This is a genomic window from Acidaminococcales bacterium, from assembly GCA_031290885.1.
In the GTDB taxonomy this organism is placed as follows: domain Bacteria; phylum Bacillota; class Negativicutes; order Acidaminococcales; family JAISLQ01; genus JAISLQ01.
Genome location: JAISLQ010000034.1, coordinates 1 through 17,500, shown reverse-complemented (window position 1 = coordinate 17,500; position 17,500 = coordinate 1). Strand labels below are relative to the sequence as shown.

Sequence of the window (17,500 nt, the reverse complement as noted above, 5' to 3'; positions counted from 1 at the left end):
AAGCCGGTGGGGCAACCGCAAGGGGCCAGCCGTCCAAGGCGGGGCCGATGATTGGGGTGAAGTCGTAACAAGGTAGCCGTATCGGAAGGTGCGGCTGGATCACCTCCTTTCTAAGGGGAACCGGGCCCTTCGGGGCCTCACGGCGACCCTAGGTCGCACGTCCGGCCGCCGCGCGCCCCATGGGGCCTCCGCGGCTTTCCCGCAGCCATTGTCCAGTTTTGAGGGACGCTTTTCCCTCATTTTACGAAATAACGCAATGACAGAAAGTGGGCCTATAGCTCAGCTGGTTAGAGCGCACGCCTGATAAGCGTGAGGCCAGTGGTTCAAGTCCACTTAGGCCCACCATTTTCTTTTGCGTTGCTTTGTTTCTTGATGGTTTCGGGGGTGTAGCTCAGCTGGGAGAGCACCTGCCCTGCAAGCAGGGGGTCAGCGGTTCGATCCCGCTCATCTCCACCATTGTCCAGTTTTGAGGGAAGGGTTTCCCTCCGTTTGTTCCTTGAAAACTGCACAGAGGAAGAAGGCGCGCCGGGAGGCGCGCCGGCCGGGGCGCGGCGGCCCGATGGGGCGCCGGCGGCCCGGCCGCGGGACAAATCAAGCTAAGAAGGGCATACGGTGGATGCCTTGGCGCCAAGAGCCGAAGAAGGACGCGGCAAGCTGCGAAAAGCCACGGGGAGCCGCAAGCGGGCATTGAGCCGTGGACGTCCGAATGGGGCAACCCGGCGGCGGTGAAGCGCCGTCACCCGCGCAAGCGGGGGGGAACCCGGGGAAGTGAAACATCTAAGTACCCGGAGGAAAAGAAATCAAGCGAGATTCCCCAAGTAGCGGCGAGCGAACGGGGAAAGGCCCAAACCGGGCGGCCCAGGCCGCCCGGGGTTGAGGACCGGCAAAAAGCGCGCCTTGCCTAGCCGAAGCGGATGGGAAGCCGCCCCACAGGAGGCAAGAGGCCTGTAGGCGAAAGGCGGGGCGCGCGGGCCGGGATCCAGAGTACCACGGAGCACGGGAAACTTTGTGGGAAGCAGGGGGGACCACCCTCCAAGGCTAAACACTCCTTGGCGACCGATAGCGCACAGTACCGTGAGGGAAAGGTGAAAAGAACCCCGGGAGGGGAGTGAAAGAGTGCCTGAAACCGTATGCCTACAAGCAGTCGGAGCGAAAGCGACGGCGTGCCTATTGAAGAATGAACCAACGAGTTGCGCCGGCCAGCGAGGTTAAGTGGGAGACACGGAGCCGAAGCGAAAGCGAGCCCGAACGGGGCGGAAGACAGTTGGCCGGCGCAGGCCCGAAACCACAGTGATCTATGCGTGGCCAGAGTGAAGCGCGGGTAAAAGCGCGTGGAGGCTCGAACCCGTGAGCGTTGAAAAGCTCTGGGATGAGCCGCGCATAGGGGAGAAATTCCAATCGAACGTGGAGATAGCTGGTTCTCCCCGAAATAGCTTTAGGGCTAGCCTCAGGCGGCAAATGCAAACGGTAGAGCACTGACCGGGGAAGGGGCCTTGCAGGTTGCCGAACCCTGTCAAACTGCGAATGGGTGCAGTGTTGGCCTGGGAGTCAGACCGCGGGTGACAAGACCCGCCGTCGAGAGGGAAACAGCCCGGACCGCCGGCCAAGGTCCCCAATGCCGTGCTAAGTGGCGAAGGATGTGGGGGCGCGCAGACAACCAGGATGTTGGCCCAGAAGCAGCCACCATTCAAAGAGTGCGTAATAGCTCACTGGTCGAGTGGCCCCGCGCCGAAGATGACCGGGGCTCAAGCACGGAACCGAAGCCGCGGCCTTGGGGGCGACCCCAAGGGGTAGGGGAGCGTTCCCAGGGGGGCGAAGCCGCGCCGCGAGGGGCGGTGGACCCCTGGGAAGCGAGAATGTTGGTATGAGTAGCGAAAAGGAAGGCGGGAATCCTTCCCACCGAAAGCCCAAGGTTTCCTGAGCAACGATCGTCGCCTCAGGGTCAGTCGGGGCCTAAGCCGAGGCAAAGGGCGCAGGCGATGGACAACAGGCGAAGATTCCTGTACCGGACGGAGTCGACTGAGCGACGGAGTGACGCAGGAGGGCAGGCGGGCGCCCGGACGGAAGTGGGCGTTCAAGCCCGTAGGGGGGGGGCGAGGCAAACCCCGCCCCCCGAAACCCGAGAGGCGACGACGAGCGACCAGCGATGGGAGCGAAGCCGCCGCACCCACGCTGCCAAGAAAAGCTCCTGGCGAGACGAAGTCCGCCCGTACCGCAAACCGACACAGGTGGGCGGGGAGAGAATCCCAAGGTGCGCGGGAGAACCCTCGTTAAGGAACTCGGCAAAATGTACCCGTAACTTCGGGAAAAGGGTAGCCCGCGCCCGTGTAGGGACGCAACGCCCGAGGCGGGCGCGGGCCGCAGAGAAGAGGCCCAGGCGACTGTTTAACAAAAACACAAGTGCCTGCGAAAGCGCAAGCTCAAGTATAGGCGCTGACACCTGCCCAGTGCCGGAAGGTTAAGGGAGGGCGTCCGGGCGACCAAAGCGCCCGACCGAAGCCCCGGTGAACGGCGGCCGTAACTATAACGGTCCTAAGGTAGCGAAATTCCTTGTCGGGTAAGTTCCGACCCGCACGAAAGGTGTAACGATCTGGGCGCTGTCTCAACGAGGGACCCGGCGAAATTGAAGTACCTGTGAAGATGCAGGTTACCCGCGACTGGACAGAAAGACCCCATGGAGCTTTACTGTAACCTGGCATTGTACTTTGATGCGGCACGTACAGGATAGGCGGGAGGCTGGGAAGCGCGCGCGCCAGCGCGCGCGGAGCCGGCGTTGGGATACCGCCCTTGGCGCATCGGAGTCCTAACCGCGGCGCCTTCAGCGCCCGGGACATTGCCAGGCGGGCAGTTTGACTGGGGCGGTCGCCTCCGAAAGAGCAACGGAGGCGCCCAAAGGTCCCCTCAGCGCGGACGGAAACCGCGCGCGGAGCGCAAAGGCACAAGGGGGCTTGACTGCGAGACAGACAAGTCGGGCAGGGACGAAAGTCGGGCTTAGTGATCCGGTGGCGCCGAGTGGAAGGGCCATCGCTCAACGGATAAAAGCTACCCTGGGGATAACAGGCTAATCTCTCCCAAGAGTCCATATCGACGGGGAGGTTTGGCACCTCGATGTCGGCTCATCACATCCTGGGGCTGAAGCGGGTCCCAAGGGTTGGGCTGTTCGCCCATTAAAGTGGTACGTGAGCTGGGTTCAGAACGTCGTGAGACAGTTCGGTCCCTATCCATCGCGGGCGCAAGAGATTTGAGGGGATCCGCCCCCAGTACGAGAGGACCGGGGTGGACGGGCCGCTGGTGCACCAGTTGTCCCGCCAGGGGCACCGCTGGGTAGCTACGCCCGGGGAGGATAAACGCTGAAAGCATCTAAGCGTGAAACCAGCCCCAAGATGAGATCTCCCACGGAGCAGTCCGGAAAGGCGCCTCCGAGACGAGGAGGTCGATAGGCCGGGAGTGCAAGCGGCGCGAGCCGTTGAGCGGACCGGCACTAATACGCCGAGGGCTTGATTTGGGATGCTTCTTCCTCCGTGCAGCTTTGAGGGGGCAACTGCGCGTTGCCGGCCTCGCCGCGCCCGGTGGCGACAGCTGGGGGGGCACACCTGTTCCCATCCCGAACACAGAAGTTAAGCCCCCAAACGCCGACGGTACTTGGCTGGAAACGGCCCGGGAGAATAGGTAGCCGCCGGTTTTTTCCTTGATAGCTCAATGGTAGAGCACTCGGCTGTTAACCGAGTGGTTGCAGGTTCGAGTCCTGCTCAAGGAGCCATGATTTCAAAAGCCAGATTTTTCTGGCTTTTGCGCTTTTTCCGTTAATATTGTTCTCTGATTGCAACATGAAATTGAAACATGAATAGGATTTGCGAGACATTTGCCGCCCTGCGCGGCGCAAGACACAGGCGAGTCCTTAGGCTCGGCGAGTCTTGAGTGCAGAGCGGGGCTAAATTGGCCGCAAAGAAAGATAGTATGGTTTTAATCTGCGAGCAGCGTAAATATCGGCTGCGTTATTCAAGACGCGCGGCAGCTTTTTTATGGAAAATAAAAAACTGTATTCGCTTTGAATACAGTTTCCGTAATATTTGCCGTTTCCCGGTCAGATAGATCTGTTGACCTTGCCGGAACGCAGGCAGCGAGTGCAAACGTTAACTCGTTTTGTTTCATCGCCGACTTTAGCCCGCACCCTTTGGATGTTGGGTTTCCATGTGCGCTTGGTATGCCGGTTGGAATGGCTTACGGTAGATCCGGACATTTCCGCTTTACCGCAAATCACACAGACTTTCGCCATTTATCACACCTCCTTTTGATCAAGGGAAGTAATTTGTGGAACAACACGCTAATTTTAACACAGGACAATAAATAAAAGCAAGAGTTATCTTTGATGATGCCAGGTGGGAATTATGCCATTTGATAAATCTGTCGCCACGCTGAAAAACGTTGGCAAAAAGCGCGCCGAGTATCTTGCGCAGGCGGGCATTTTTACGCTTAACGATCTGCTTTTGTATTTTCCCCGCCAGGGGCATTATATCGATTACGGCAAAATCAAGGCCATAAGCGAGTTGGAGGACGGCGCAAGGCAGATGTTTCGCGGCCGGGTCGCCGGCCTTTATCACAAGAAATCCGCCCGCGGCGGGAAATACGCGTTATTGAGGGTAACGGACGACAGCGGCGCTTACGCCCAAGTATATTTTTTTGGGACGCAGGTATACAAGGCAAAAAATTTCAGCAACAACCTTCCTGTCATAATTTCCGGCAAAGTACAAAAGGACAAAGCCAGCCAGGCAAAAACCGTTACCGAAGCGATTGTTGAGATGGATGATGAGTTGACCGGCGGCGCGGGTCCGTCCATATTGCCTGTTTACAGCCTTGTCGGGCGGCTTGCGCAAAATTTCATGCGCGCTCTGACCAAACAGGCGACGGAACTGCTGACAGAAGAGACGGCGCCGGAAATCATACCGGAGGGCGTAATAAACGAAAACGGGTTTTTGCGCCGGCACGAAGCCTTGAAAAACATTCATTACCCCGACAGTTGGGCGGCGCTCGCCAAGGCCAGGCGGCGGCTGGCTTTTGAAGAGTTGTACATGATGCAGTGCGCTCTTTTGCATTACCGGAATATGGTAAAAAAGAACAACAGGGGTTACAAGCACGGCATAAGCGGCAATAAAACCAAGAAACTTTTTGCATCCCTGCCGTTTGAACTTACCTCCGAGCAAAAAAAAGCATGGCGGGAAATTGAAAGCGACATGGAGGACATAACGCCCATGCACCGCCTTTTGCAGGGGGACGTAGGTTCCGGCAAGACCATCGTTGCCGTCCTCGCCTTGGTCAAAGCGGCAGAGAACGGCTTTCAGGGAGCGATGATGGCACCGACGGAAATATTGGCGCTCCAGCATCTGAATACTTTAAAGTCCATATTGAAAGACATCCCGATAAACATCGCGCTGCTGACCGGCGCCACGCCATCGGCCGAGCGCAGGGAGATACTGGAGAAATTGGAAGGCGGCCATATAGATATAATAATCGGGACGCACGCGCTTATCCAGGAAAACGTAAAGTTCGCCCATTTGTCTTTGGTCGTAACTGACGAACAGCACCGTTTCGGCGTCAGGCAAAGGGCCGGTTTTGCCGGCAAGAGCGCCAATATGCCGGACACGCTGGTAATGACCGCCACCCCCATACCCCGGACTATGGCGCTGACGGTATACGGCGACTTGGATGTATCGCTCATCAAAGGGTTGCCGCCCGGCCGGAAACCGGTGATTACTTTATGCTATAACGAAAAAAAACGCGGCGAGGTCTACAAGGGGCTGATACGGCAGATAAGACTCGGCCGGCAGGCGTATGTCGTCTGCCCGCTCATTGACGAATCCGATAAAGTAAACGCTTTGTCGGCGTCCAAACTTTTCGCGCAACTAAAAAGCAGTTTTTTGCGGGACATTCCGGCGGCGCTTTTGCACGGCAGGATGAAAGCGTCGGAAAAAGACGCGGTAATGTCGGCTTTTATCCGGGGCGAGATAAAGGCGCTTGTCAGCACGACGGTAATTGAAGTCGGCATAAATGTTCCCAACGCGACGCTGATGATTGTAGAAGGGGCGGAAAGGTTCGGCCTGGCGCAGCTTCACCAATTGCGCGGGCGCATAGGGCGCGGCGGGTTTCAATCCTATTGTGCGCTTATTAGCGGCAACACGGCGAAAGAAACCTTGGAACGCCTTTCCTTGATGAGCAAACACAGCGACGGGTTCGCGCTGGCGGAAGAGGACTTGCGGCTGCGCGGGGCGGGCGAGCTTTTCGGCACAAGGCAGCATGGGTTGCCTGATCTTAAATTAGCCGATATTTTCTCGGACGTTGATATTTTAAAGCTGGCGCGCGATTATGCCAAAACAAGCGTAGAAAACGAAGAGTATTTAACCGGAATCCGGCAATACATGGCAGCCAACTGCGTCAAGGATCTACGCTCTTTGTTCTTAGGTTAAAAATTCCTTCAGGCATTATGCCGGTACGGTCGCAAAGGCGCCGATATAAGGTCTCGCGACATAAATCGTTGTGCCCGCCGCTTAGCCAACGCTTTCCAATTCGGCACATAAAGACGGAAAGCCGCACGCTCAACTGCCGACGCACTTGACGGTCTTTCGGCAGTTTACGAACCTGTCCATGCGCTCAAGCGCGACAAACAGGTTTTCTGTCGAGGTAGCGTAGGAACAGCGGACGAAGCCCTCGCCGCTTTCGCCGAAAGCGGCGCCCGGAATCAGGGCCACTTCCTCCTCTTCCAACAAGCGATCGGAAAAGTCCGCGCTGCTCATGCCCGTACTTTTAATATCAGGGAAAATATAAAAAGCGCCTTGCGGTTCAAAGGTCTTCAATCCGATCCTTTTTAACCCGTCCACCATTATTTTGCGACGTTTGTTATAAGTGTCGAACATAAATTCATAATCGTCCCGCGCGCTTTTTATTGCCTCCATAGCGGCGAACTGAGCCGGCGTGGGCGCGCAGAGCATGGTGTATTGGTGGATAGACAGCATGGCGCTGACCGCTTCCGCCGGCGCCATTATGAAGCCAACGCGAAAGCCTGTCATGGCGTAAGTCTTGGAAAACCCGTTCAACAGTATGGTCCGTTCCTTCATGCCCGGCAGGGAAGCGAAACAGGTATGCCGCCCAACGTAAGTCAACTCGGCGTAAAGTTCGTCCGATATTACTACTATATTGTGTTTTTGCGCAAACCCGGCGATCTTTAAAAGCTGCTCGCGGTTCATGGTAGCGCCGGTCGGATTGGTCGGATAGCTGATGATGATGGCTTTAGTCTTTGCCGACACGCGCTTTTCCAATTCTTCCACATTTACGGCAAAGCCGTCTTCCGCTTTGGTCGGCACGGGCACGGACACGCCGCCCGCCAATATTACGCAGGCTTTGTAAGCTACGTAGCACGGTTCCGGCAAAAGAACCTCGTCGCCCGGCGACAGGAGGGCGCGCACGGCCAAATCAAGCGCTTCGCTTACGCCGGTGGTTATCAGGATTTCTTTTTCTGGATTATAGGGCGCCCCATATTTTTCCTCAACGCTGGCGGCAATGGCCTGGCGCAGTTGTAACAGGCCGTAACTTGAAGTATAAGAGGTCCTGCCGTCCCTAACGCTTTTTATGCAGCGTTTGCGCACAGACAAAGGAGTAGTGAAATCAGGTTCGCCAATGCTCAGCGAAATGACGTTCTTTTTGACGGCGATGATGTCCAAAAAACGTCCGAGGCCGGAATCCGGCAATTGTTTTGCCGCCGGCGATATTTTTTCTTGCCAGTTGATCATAGAGCACCTCGTTGCTAATATTTTTCAAAAATAAAAACCGCCCTGAATGTCAGGACGGAAAACTACCGCGGTACCACCTGTGTTCTGCCAAAAAGCAACACTTGAGACTTTTAACGGCGGTCAGCGGCATATTCGTCATACGCGGCTCAGGATCGGCTTTCTCCGGGCACTTTAACCGATTTTCACCAATTCATCGGCTCTCTTTCCAAAGCATAGCGGATACTTCATTCCTTCATTGCGGGATGCAAGGTATTTAATTACTGATTACCTTATCATAAAAAAACATATTTGGCAAGTTTTTATTTTTTGATCTGAAAATTATCGATAGGGTTCATTGTAAAATGAAATGCAACAGAAAAAGAAAACAGAAAACCATGGGCTCTTGCGGCGATTTATAAAAAAGGGCGGAAGCATAGGCGAATTGGCGCCGGAGATCATAGAGATGGCGGCGGAGTGGAACAACAATCTGCCGAGGAAGATTTTAGGCTGCATGACGCCTATAGAAGCGTTCGCGCAAGAGCTTATGAAAATCAAAGGGGCAATCGCGGCATAATCCCCTTGCCTAAGGCCATGGCGATACAAGGATTGGTGCATGACAAGCCCTATGGGAAATTTGTTGCCTTTGATATTGCAATTGACCAATGTTTCTTGCAAACACTTGCAAATGTTGCCGTGCGGCTATCCTGCGACAGAAAAATTTGCGGTTGACAAAAGACGCTGCGCAAAGTATCATTAAGTAAACATCATATCGGTCAAGGTAGAGGCGCGGGCAGCATCAGTAATTCCGTGGAGATGGCGGCTATGAAGCGGAAAGAAAGGGCGACCGCCGAAGCGTACAAACCGCCGGGGTTTGTGCGCTGGTTTAACAGCGAACAGTTGTTGGACTGTCACTTTTTAGTGGAGAGCTATCTCAGGACGGCCGCGATTGCCGCGGTGCGTGCCGTTGAGACTATGCTCAACGGTTTTTTGGTTTGTCGCAGGACACATGTCCTGTCTTTAAGCGGCGGCCGAAAGTCCGCTGAATGAATTATTTTGTTTGCCGGGGTGGGACGTTTATGATTGAAGTATTGGTAAACGGGGCTTTGGGGCGCATGGGGCGCGAGGTCATGAAAGCGGTCAGCGCGCAAGAAGATATGCGGCTGGCGGGCGCGGTGGATGTAGCGGCGTCGGGTGAAAGCGTTGCGGATGTTATAAATGTAAAAAGTGCCGTAAACGTGGAAAAAGATTTGGGGACGGCGCTATCCGGCAAAAATATCTCTGTCGTCGTTGACTTTACGCGTCCGGACGCCGTGCTGGACAATTTGCGCCTTGTCCTTGCCCGGGGCGTGAGGGCGGTAGTGGGGACAACCGGTTTTCGCAAGGACGATTTGGCGGAATTGGAGCGGCTTGCCCGGAACAATTCTACCGCAGTTTTGATCGCGCCTAATTTTTCCGTTGGCGCTAATCTTATGATGCGGCTGGCGGAAGAGGCAGCCAAGTTTTTGCCCAAAGCGGAGATTATCGAACTGCATCATGACAATAAGTTGGACGCCCCTTCCGGCACGGCCGCCGCTACGGCCGAGAAGGTGGCCAAAGCTCGCGGCGGCTATATGAAACAGGGGCACGCAAACGAGGAAGAAAAATTAAAAGGGGCCAGGGGAGCGGAAATCGAAGGGATAAGAATCCATAGCGTAAGGCTGCCGGGCTATGTGGCACATCAGGAGGTTATTTTCGGCGGGCTGGGCGAAACGCTTGTCATCAGGCATGATTCAAATTCCCGCGAATGTTTTATGCCGGGCGTTATCTTAGCCTGCCGGGAAATCGCAAAATATAACGGGCTCGTTTATGGCCTTGATGAAATTATGAATTAGAGGGGCGTTATCAATGAAGAAATACAATGTCGCCATATTAGGGGCGACCGGGGTGGTAGGGCAGGAATTTCTCGCTCTGCTCGCCGAACGGCGGTTCCCTTTAGCCGGTTTGCGCCTGCTCGCGTCTTCGCGGTCGGCGGGGAAAAAGATTGAATTTTCAGGGGCTACATACACGGTAGAAGAAGCGGCGGCGGCATCTTTCGCCGGTGTTGACATAGCTCTTTTTGCCGGCGGCGCGATCAGCAAGGAGCTTGCGCCCTACGCGGTCAAAGCCGGCGCCGTGGTGGTTGACAATTCCAGCGCTTTCCGCATGGATCCGGCGGTTCCGCTGGTCGTGCCGGAGGTAAATCCCGAGGCTTTGCGCGGACATAACGGCATTGTCGCCAATCCGAACTGTTCAACCATTATCATGGTGATGGCGCTGAAACCGATTTACGACCTGGCGAAAATAAAGAGGATAGTTGTTTCCACTTATCAGGCTGTTTCCGGCGCGGGCAAGGAAGCCATAGACGAATTGGACAGCCAGGTTGCGGCGCACGCGGCGGGGAATGAGATGCGGGCGCTCGTACTGCCAAGCGCCGGTTTGCCCAAACATTACCCGATCGCTTTCAATCTCATTCCGCAGATTGACGTGTTTTTAGATAACGGCTACACTAAGGAAGAAATGAAGATGGTCAACGAAACGCGCAAAATAATGGGCGACAATGACATGGCCATAACGGCTACAACCGTGAGAGTTCCGGTTTACCGGAGCCATTCGGAAGCAATAAATGTCGAGCTGGAAAAATCTTTGCCGCCGGCGAAGATCAAAGAGGCACTGTCCGCTTTCAAGGGCGTAGTTTTGCAGGACGACCCGGCGGCCATGCTGTATCCGATGCCTTTGTACACATCCAAACTTGACGATGTATACGTCGGGCGCGTCCGGCGCGACGAATCGCGGGAAAATGCCTGGAACTTGTGGGTGGTGGGCGATCAGATCAGGAAAGGCGCCGCGCTCAACACTTTGCAAATAGCGGAAAAAATGATCGAAATGAAATTAATATAGTTGGCGGGGAGATAGATCGTCTTGAAAATAATAGTGCAAAAATTCGGGGGTACGTCCGTCGCGACGGTTGAGGCGCGCGGCGCGGTAAGAAAAAAAGTCATCAAAGCTCTGGACGAAGGATTGCAGCCGGTTGTGGTCGTTTCCGCTATGGGGCGAAAAGGCGAGCCTTACGCCACCGATACCTTGCTCGGCTTCATCTTGGCGGAAAACCGTGCCGCCGCGAAGCACGAAATAGATTTTTTGATTAGTTGCGGCGAAAATATCAGCGCCGCCATAGTCGCCGCCAACTTACAGTCGGAAGGGATTGAAGCGCGGGCTTTGACCGGCGGGCAGGCCGGGATAATAACCGATGGCAAATCCGGCGCGGCGCGGATATTGAGGGTTGACACAGGGTATTTGCGGGAACTGATTGATGAGGGGATAGTGCCGGTCGTCTGCGGGTTTCAGGGAAGAACCGAAAACGGCCGTTCCGTTACCACTATCGGGCGCGGCGGCAGCGATACGACCGCCGCCGCCATAGGGGCCGCGCTCAAAGCCAAGGCGGTGGAGATCTATACGGATGTCGAGGGCATAATGACCGCCGACCCCCGCATGGTCAAACAGGCCGAAATAGTCGAATGTATATCCTACGGCGAGATTTGCCAGCTTGCCTATCAGGGCGCGAAGGTAATTCATCCCAGGGCGGTGGAAATCGCCATGCAAAAGAACATTCCGTTGATTATCAAATCCACTTTCAGCGACGCTCCGGGCACGCTTGTTACCAATGATTTGGGCGAGGACACGAAAGATGCGCCGATTGTCGACAGGATTGCCAGCGGTGTTACTTACCTGCCGGACATAAGCCAAATACGCATAGCGCTGAATGAAGGGCAAAATGCCGCCGGCATGGAGATTTTCGACCTTTTGGCCGATAGCGGCATAAACGTGGATTGTTTGAATGTGCATCCGGGCGAAATTATTTTTACCGTGGAAGAGAACGACTTGGACAAAGCCGTCAATATTTTGCGTTCCAAAGGATTCGGCGAAATGGCGGTGGAAAAATCATGCGCCAAAGTTTCGGTCGTGGGGGCGGGCATGCGCGGAGTGCCGGGCGTAATGGCTACTTTTGTCCGGGCGTTCGTCAAGGCCGGGACGCCGATTTTGCAGACGGTGGATTCCAACATCACTATCTCGGCGGTTATCGCGCGGGAACATCTGAACGAAACTTTGGCGCGGCTGCATGAAGCGTTTGGTTTGTCAAAAAGCGTACGGGAGTGATTTAAGATGAAAGTTCCATATTTTGGCCGTCTGCTGACGGCGATGGTTACGCCCATGTACGCCGATGGCGGCGTGAATTACCAAGCGGCCGCCGATTTGGCGGATTATTTGCTTAGTAACGGCTCGGACGGCTTGGTGGTGGCGGGGTCGACCGGAGAGTCGGCTACCTTGTCGGACGAAGAAAAATTGCGGCTTTTCGCGGTCGTCGCGGAAAAGGCAAAAGGGCGGGGCGCCGTGGTGGGCGGAACCGGCTCCAATGACACCGAAAAATCCGCCGCGCTGACGGAAAAAGCGAAAGATACCGGCGTAGACGGCGTTATGCTGGTCGGACCTTATTACAACAAGCCCACGCAGGAAGGATTTTACCGGCATTTTCGCAAGATCGCGGAAAGCACCGATTTGCCTGTCATTTTGTATAACGTTCCCGGGCGGACGGCGTCCAACATACTGCCGGAAACCATCGCCAGGCTTGCCGCGGACGTCCGCAATATAGTCGCAATAAAAGAAGCCGCCGGCAATATTGAGCAGGCGGCGCAACTAAGAAAACTTCTGCCCGCCGATTTCACTATTTACAGCGGCGACGACGGCATGACCCTGCCGATGCTGGCGGTGGGGGGAAACGGCGTCATCAGCGTGGCTGGGCATGTAACGGGCGTGAAAATGCAGGAAATGATGAGCGCTTTCGCCGCCGGCGACGTGAAAAGGGCGGCCAGTTTGCATATTGAATTGCTGGATTTTTTCCGGGCGATTTTCATCACGACCAATCCCATCCCCATAAAAACCATTACCAGCATCGTTTCAAAAATTGACTGCGGCCCGCTTCGGCTGCCGCTGACGGAAATAACCGCCGGCGACAGGGAGAAGCTCATCGCCGTGTATAACAAATTGAACGCTACTTCCTTTTGCTGAACTCCTGCCGCTTCTTGGCCGGGCAGCGGCAGGAGCCAAAAAAGCAAAGCGGCGGACGATAGGGCGTTTTCGCCGGCGGCTAATCCAAAGTGGCGCGTCCCGCTTCATATAGCGTTATAACGCCGCTTTTGCCGAGATTGAGCGCCTGCCATTTATAAACCTGCCCGCAGCAGTTCACCCCGTAAACATCCCAGGACGCAGCGCTTCGGTCATAATTGGCAAATGAAAGGCGCAGGCTTTTGCCGATGAAGAGGGCTTCCTTTTCCAACGCATTTGGCCCTTGCCCCAAACTTTGCGCCGGCAGAATATAAAGTTCAAAAAGATCGGAATCCGTCTTGTTGACGACAGTAAAAGGATTTTCGCCGGCGAAGGAAAGGCCGTGAAAGAAAAGAGAACAGGCGAAAGCGCAAATTGCCGCAAACAGGGCTTTTTTCTTCATTTCGCTTTTTCCCCGCGCGCAGGCGCGTCTTTTGCCAGATAGCCGTCTATGTCGTGCAAGCGCAGGACAAAAGTGGCGTAGGCCGCCTCTATGTCGCTATCGCCCACGACCAGTACGCGCCTGTCCCGCGGCATTTCCCGCAAATGATCGTGCAGCAGGGGAAGCGGTATGTTTACGGCGCCTTTTCGCGGCGTTTTGGCAAAAATTCCCCGGGCGCGCACGTCTATGATGTAGTCGCCGTGTTTTTTGTCCGTCAGGCTGACTGTATAGAGCGAATGGCTTGGGGCTTCTTTCAGTATCTGATCAATTTTCTGGTGCATGGACGACTGGCCATGCCCTTCCTGCTTAGCCGGGGCACCGTGCGCGGCGGGTTCGGCCTGTTTGGTGCTATGCGGATTGTTGGCGTAAGTTGGGGGCGAAAAGGAAAAGACGGCGAGCGCGGCTAAAAGCACAAAAAATTTTTTCATGGCAAAATCCTCCTGTTTTCCTGTATTGCCGCAGAAACCCTGAAGGCGGAAAAGCTTGAGCTTTTCCGCCTTCAGGGTTTCTAATCGGCTGCTTTTGATTATAAACGCATACGCCGCCGATAGCTACTGCCCAAAAGTACATTTATTTTGCCCTAAAGTGCTATATTGACAAAAAAGGCTTCCTATTGTTAAATTTAGTTTAAATAAATTCCAAGGCGGCGAAATCCGTGAAAATTGTTCATTTTAAGTGGTTTTGTGTGCTGTCGACCGTTTGCCTTGTCATGCTGTTTGAATTTTTGCGGCATAAATATCTGCACATTGTTTCCATGGATTGGGGCAATGTGTTCGTAGCCCTGTTCGCCGGCATTTTGTTTTTCTTTTGGTTTTTTGCGATTTTTCGTTATATAGAAAAGCTGTCCGTCCGGATGCAAAGGGAAAAAAACCACCTTGCGGTTTTGAAAGAAAGAGACAGGATTGCCAGGATACTGCACGATAATTTGGCCCAGACCCTTTTTTTCCTGAACGTCAAAGCAAGGGAAATAGAAAAAATAGCCCCCCTCCTGCCGCAGGTACAGGAACTGAAAGAGGCTATCGCCCTTGCCGACAGCGATTTGCGCGGCAACATCCTTGCCTTGGGCAGAGACAAAGAAATGCCGGAGGAGCGTGATATAAGCGACATAATACAAGAAAACGCGAAAATATTGACTGTGGATCAAAAGCTCAAATTGAATATTGATATAGACGAAAATGCGGGAAGCCTTCTCAACGCGGAGTGCCGACAAAAAATCGGCCGCGTTTTGCGGGAAATCTTCGTAAATATTAAAAAACACGCCCAAGCGCGGTCTGTTTCCCTGAAATTGTCCCGCCGGGGCAGGACGATCATCTTGTGCGTAAAAGACGATGGACATGGCTTTGCGGCCGTTGAGGGCAGAACCGGCGGCAATTCTTTCGGGCTGCGGAGCATTGCGCAGGACATAGAGGCCATAGGGGGCGCCGTTGCCGTTGAAAGCGATCCGGCGCGGGGCACGGCAATAAAAATAAAGTTTGATTTTTCCGGGGAGGGACAAAGATGCCTGTCAGAACCCTGATAGTGGACGATCATGTCCTTTCGCGCAAAGGCATTGCGAGTATTTTGGGAGAACACTCGGAATTTTTAATAATAGGGGAAGCCGCCAACGGACAGGAAGCGATTGAAAAGGCACAGTCCCTTTTGCCCGATCTTATCCTGATGGATATCGGCATGCCGGTGCTGTCGGGATTGGAGGCGACGAAATGGATAAAAGCCAAATTGCCGCAAGTCAGGATCGTCATGCTGAGCGTTTCCGACGATGCGCAGGATTTTTTTGAAGCCATCAAAAACGGGGCGCAAGGTTATTTATTGAAAAATATGGATACAAGCGGCTGGATTGAGTATCTTTTAGGCATCGCCGCGGGCGATGCCCCCGTTTCCCGCGCCCTGGCGGACAGAATCCTCAAAGAATTCAACGCTGCGGAGAAAAAGCCGCAAAAAGAATACCATACCCTTACCGAGCGCGAACGGGAAGTGCTTTTGTCGACCGGCGAAGGTTTAAGCAACAAAGAAATTGCGCACAAACTTTGCATTTCCGAAAGCACGGTGAAAAATCATCTGCGCGGCATTATGGAAAAACTGCATTTGCACAACCGCATGCAACTAGTGGTTTTTGCTTATAAAAATAACATTTTGAAATAAATGAACCTGTGCAAAAAGCGTCGCCCTTCCGAATAATAACGCCTTAGGTACTCGGCATTGTTTATCGGAAGGGCGAAATGCGGCTGCGCGCCGATTTACGTCCACAGCGCGCTAACTGCGGCTTCTTAGGTTGCGGTTGGTTTTCAATCGCCTGCCGCAGGGAAAGGATTGACAAACGTCCTTGACGCCAGTTGCGCGTCAAGGCTGTACAGAAGCCCTTTGTCGTTGCCGATGGTCTTGACCTTCGCGAGAAGCTCTCCGGCGGTGGCCTCTTCCTCTACCTGTTCTTTTACGTACCACATGATAAAATTATAGCTTGCGTGGTCGTTTTCTTTAAGAGCCAGCGAAGCTATGCTGTTTATCAGCTCGGTAACGTGCTGTTCATGGGCAGCGACCTTTTCAAATACTTCCTCAATGCCCGCGAAGGAGGCGGGCGGCGCTTGTATGGCATTGAAAGCAGGGGCGGCCCCTCGTTCTAAAATATGCTGATAGATGTGGATGCCGTGCGCCATCTCTTCCTGCGCTTGGACAAACAGCCAGTTCGCAATGCCTTTGAAACCTTCCCTGTCGGCGTAAGCGGACATCGCGAGATAAAGATAAGAAGAGTAGTATTCGGCGTTTACCTGATCGTTTAAGGCCTTGACCAATTTGCTTTTTAGCATTTTTATATCCTCCTGACAAAATTCTCTATGAACAAATTATATATCAAACTGCGTAAAACGCGCAACACCTGAAACGCTGAATTATTGCCGCCTTAGATTTTCTTTGCTTGAGGTTCGGCCCAACTGTTTTTGATTTTAGCGCGCAATGATATTCTTGCCCGATGCTATGGCTATAGTTTTTTCAACCGGCGCAACGGCCGCAGCCGTGCGCGTCTGCGGCAGCAAAAAATGCTCCCGTCCGGTGTTTTTCCCATCCAAGATCCAAGCGGGAAAAGAGCTGGCGGCATATTTTCATCGGGCATAATAAAGCCCTCAGAAACCTAAAAAATCAAGTTTCGGAGGGACTTTGTTTTTTTGTGGGCATGATTCAGTATGTTTCACATAACATTCTGGCTGTGTACGGCATTTGGCTGCTCGAATAATGGCTTTGCGCAGCAAACCGAAGCTGACAAACGATGTCGGAGCAAAGGCGGGGAATGGCCGGCCTAGGGCGGGATTGGCGCGCTGGCCGGTGGCGTCATTGGTTTTCAAAAAGCGGGGATTGCCGCGCCTTTGTGCTTTGCCGCAGGGGGCTGTCCGCCTTCAGAAAAGCCAGGTGCACGGCGCGGCGAAGCCCACGCCTTCGCGCTTGCCGGCGTAGCCTTCCGCTTTGATGTCTACTATGCTGTTCTTTCCTTTGAAGGTTACGCCGATTTCCCCTATGCCGGTTGCGCCTTTGAGCTTCGGCACGTCAATTGCCGCGCCGCCCGCCGCGCCCTTGGCCTTGCCGTCAAATTCGTGGTCGTAGGCCAGCCCGGCGTAAAATTCGCTTTTTTCCCCTGCCGCCTTGACGTACCTTAGCCCCGCCCGCCAGCGCAGAGAGGTTACGGCGTCAAATTCCACCGGGTCGCCCAGCACGTTCACGGAGTCGCTGCCGGTGCGCGTATAGAGGATTTTGCTGTAAAGGTCGAGCGCGGCGCCGCCCTTCAGTTCCTTTATCCAGCCCACGCCGAGGTGCAGGCCGCAGTAGACGGACTTGGCATCGTAGCGGGCAGTTTCGGTTTGGCCGGGGACGATGTCCGCGCTGCTAAAGTCGGTCTTGACTTGCCCGACGCGCAACGAGCCTTCGGTGTAGATTCTGCCCGTGCCGCGTTTGGCGCAGTCTTGCCGCGCCAGAAAGCCGATGCCGTAATAGCTGGTGTCGCCTTTGCCCTTGACTTCGCCCACGCCGCTGAAACTGTTGTAACTGTCGTAGCTGCCCCAGCCGGCTTCGAGGAATCCGCCGTAGGTGAGGCGGGCGCCGTTTGCGGTCTCTTTGGCGCGGGCCAGGCCGACGACCAGAGAGGGGCCTTTGACGTCAACGTGCGATCCGGTTTTGTGCCTGGTGTCGCTGTAGCCCA

Annotated in this window: 15 protein-coding genes, 3 tRNA genes and 3 rRNA genes (1 of these 21 cut by a window edge); 15 read left to right on the top strand and 6 right to left on the bottom strand. The window is 54.6% G+C overall.

Annotation, left to right across the window (positions count from 1 at the left end; genetic code table 11):
- The 6 genes from LBO03_04150 to LBO03_04125 form a co-directional block, all read left to right on the top strand.
- Positions 1-110: ribosomal RNA gene (locus tag LBO03_04150) — 16S ribosomal RNA — on the top strand (it extends 1,451 nt beyond the left edge of the window).
- 158 nt (positions 111-268) lie between these two features.
- Positions 269-345, top strand: a tRNA-Ile gene (locus LBO03_04145).
- 35 nt (positions 346-380) lie between these two features.
- Positions 381-456: transfer RNA gene (locus tag LBO03_04140), tRNA-Ala, on the top strand.
- 133 nt (positions 457-589) lie between these two features.
- Positions 590-3,505: ribosomal RNA gene (locus tag LBO03_04135) — 23S ribosomal RNA — on the top strand.
- Positions 3,506-3,565: 60 nt separating this feature from the next.
- Positions 3,566-3,682 (top strand): 5S ribosomal RNA (rrf, locus tag LBO03_04130).
- Together the 16S, 23S and 5S rRNA genes with 3 tRNA genes alongside form the textbook arrangement of a ribosomal RNA operon.
- A gap of 3 nt (positions 3,683-3,685) precedes the next feature.
- Positions 3,686-3,760, top strand: a tRNA-Asn gene (locus LBO03_04125).
- Between the two features lie 324 nt (positions 3,761-4,084).
- Here the strand turns inward: LBO03_04125 and rpmB are convergent.
- Positions 4,085-4,276 (bottom strand): 50S ribosomal protein L28, encoded by a 192-nt coding sequence (rpmB, locus tag LBO03_04120; protein ID MDR3348783.1) that lies wholly within the window; start codon positions 4,274-4,276, stop codon positions 4,085-4,087.
- Between the two features lie 112 nt (positions 4,277-4,388).
- Here rpmB and recG point away from each other — a divergent pair, with 112 nt between their 5' ends.
- Positions 4,389-6,461: an ATP-dependent DNA helicase RecG gene (gene recG / locus LBO03_04115; protein MDR3348782.1), complete on the top strand. Its 2,073-nt coding sequence runs from the start codon at positions 4,389-4,391 to the stop codon at positions 6,459-6,461.
- A 129-nt stretch (positions 6,462-6,590) separates the two neighbouring features.
- Here recG and LBO03_04110 read toward each other — a convergent pair whose 3' ends face one another.
- Positions 6,591-7,781, bottom strand: coding sequence for an aminotransferase class I/II-fold pyridoxal phosphate-dependent enzyme (locus LBO03_04110; GenBank protein ID MDR3348781.1), 1,191 nt, complete (start codon positions 7,779-7,781; stop codon positions 6,591-6,593).
- 382 nt (positions 7,782-8,163) lie between these two features.
- Between LBO03_04110 and LBO03_04105 the strand changes: the two genes are divergently transcribed.
- The 6 genes from LBO03_04105 (at position 8,164) to dapA (ending at position 12,842) form a co-directional block, all read left to right on the top strand.
- Entirely contained in the window at positions 8,164-8,334 is a 171-nt protein-coding gene (locus tag LBO03_04105) for a hypothetical protein (protein ID MDR3348780.1), read from the top strand.
- Between the two features lie 248 nt (positions 8,335-8,582).
- Positions 8,583-8,807 carry a hypothetical protein gene (locus LBO03_04100; protein ID MDR3348779.1) on the top strand — a complete coding sequence of 75 codons (225 nt, stop codon included), beginning with the start codon at positions 8,583-8,585 and terminating at the stop codon, positions 8,805-8,807.
- Positions 8,808-8,836: 29 nt separating this feature from the next.
- Positions 8,837-9,631: a 4-hydroxy-tetrahydrodipicolinate reductase gene (gene dapB / locus LBO03_04095; protein ID MDR3348778.1), complete on the top strand. Its 795-nt coding sequence runs from the start codon at positions 8,837-8,839 to the stop codon at positions 9,629-9,631.
- A 13-nt stretch (positions 9,632-9,644) separates the two neighbouring features.
- On the top strand, positions 9,645-10,676 hold the full coding sequence (locus LBO03_04090; GenBank protein ID MDR3348777.1) for an aspartate-semialdehyde dehydrogenase: 1,032 nt from the start codon (positions 9,645-9,647) through the stop codon (positions 10,674-10,676).
- A gap of 21 nt (positions 10,677-10,697) precedes the next feature.
- Complete coding sequence (dapG, locus tag LBO03_04085; protein ID MDR3348776.1) at positions 10,698-11,933, top strand: aspartate kinase; 1,236 nt, start codon at positions 10,698-10,700, stop codon at positions 11,931-11,933.
- Positions 11,934-11,939: 6 nt separating this feature from the next.
- Complete coding sequence (gene dapA / locus LBO03_04080; GenBank protein ID MDR3348775.1) at positions 11,940-12,842, top strand: 4-hydroxy-tetrahydrodipicolinate synthase; 903 nt, start codon at positions 11,940-11,942, stop codon at positions 12,840-12,842.
- Positions 12,843-12,921: 79 nt separating this feature from the next.
- Here the strand turns inward: dapA and LBO03_04075 are convergent, their stop codons facing one another.
- Both LBO03_04075 and LBO03_04070 read right to left on the bottom strand, forming a co-directional pair.
- On the bottom strand, positions 12,922-13,281 hold the full coding sequence (locus LBO03_04075; GenBank protein MDR3348774.1) for a hypothetical protein: 360 nt from the start codon (positions 13,279-13,281) through the stop codon (positions 12,922-12,924).
- On the bottom strand, positions 13,278-13,748 hold the full coding sequence (locus LBO03_04070) for a hypothetical protein (protein MDR3348773.1): 471 nt from the start codon (positions 13,746-13,748) through the stop codon (positions 13,278-13,280). The genes LBO03_04075 and LBO03_04070 overlap by 4 nt, the downstream gene beginning before the upstream one ends.
- A gap of 227 nt (positions 13,749-13,975) precedes the next feature.
- Between LBO03_04070 and LBO03_04065 the strand changes: the two genes are divergently transcribed.
- Positions 13,976-14,836 (top strand): histidine kinase, encoded by an 861-nt coding sequence (locus LBO03_04065; protein ID MDR3348772.1) that lies wholly within the window; start codon positions 13,976-13,978, stop codon positions 14,834-14,836.
- Positions 14,818-15,459: a response regulator transcription factor gene (locus LBO03_04060; GenBank protein MDR3348771.1), complete on the top strand. Its 642-nt coding sequence runs from the start codon at positions 14,818-14,820 to the stop codon at positions 15,457-15,459. Before LBO03_04065 ends, LBO03_04060 begins: the two co-directional genes overlap by 19 nt.
- Before the next feature lie 143 nt (positions 15,460-15,602).
- Here the strand turns inward: LBO03_04060 and LBO03_04055 are convergent, their stop codons facing one another.
- Together LBO03_04055 and LBO03_04050 are read right to left on the bottom strand one after the other, a co-directional pair.
- A complete protein-coding gene (locus LBO03_04055; GenBank protein MDR3348770.1) occupies positions 15,603-16,121 on the bottom strand; it encodes a ferritin in 519 nt (172 codons plus the stop codon).
- Positions 16,122-16,703: 582 nt separating this feature from the next.
- The coding region (locus LBO03_04050) for an autotransporter outer membrane beta-barrel domain-containing protein (GenBank protein MDR3348769.1) at positions 16,704-17,500 on the bottom strand (797 nt) is incomplete at its 5' end.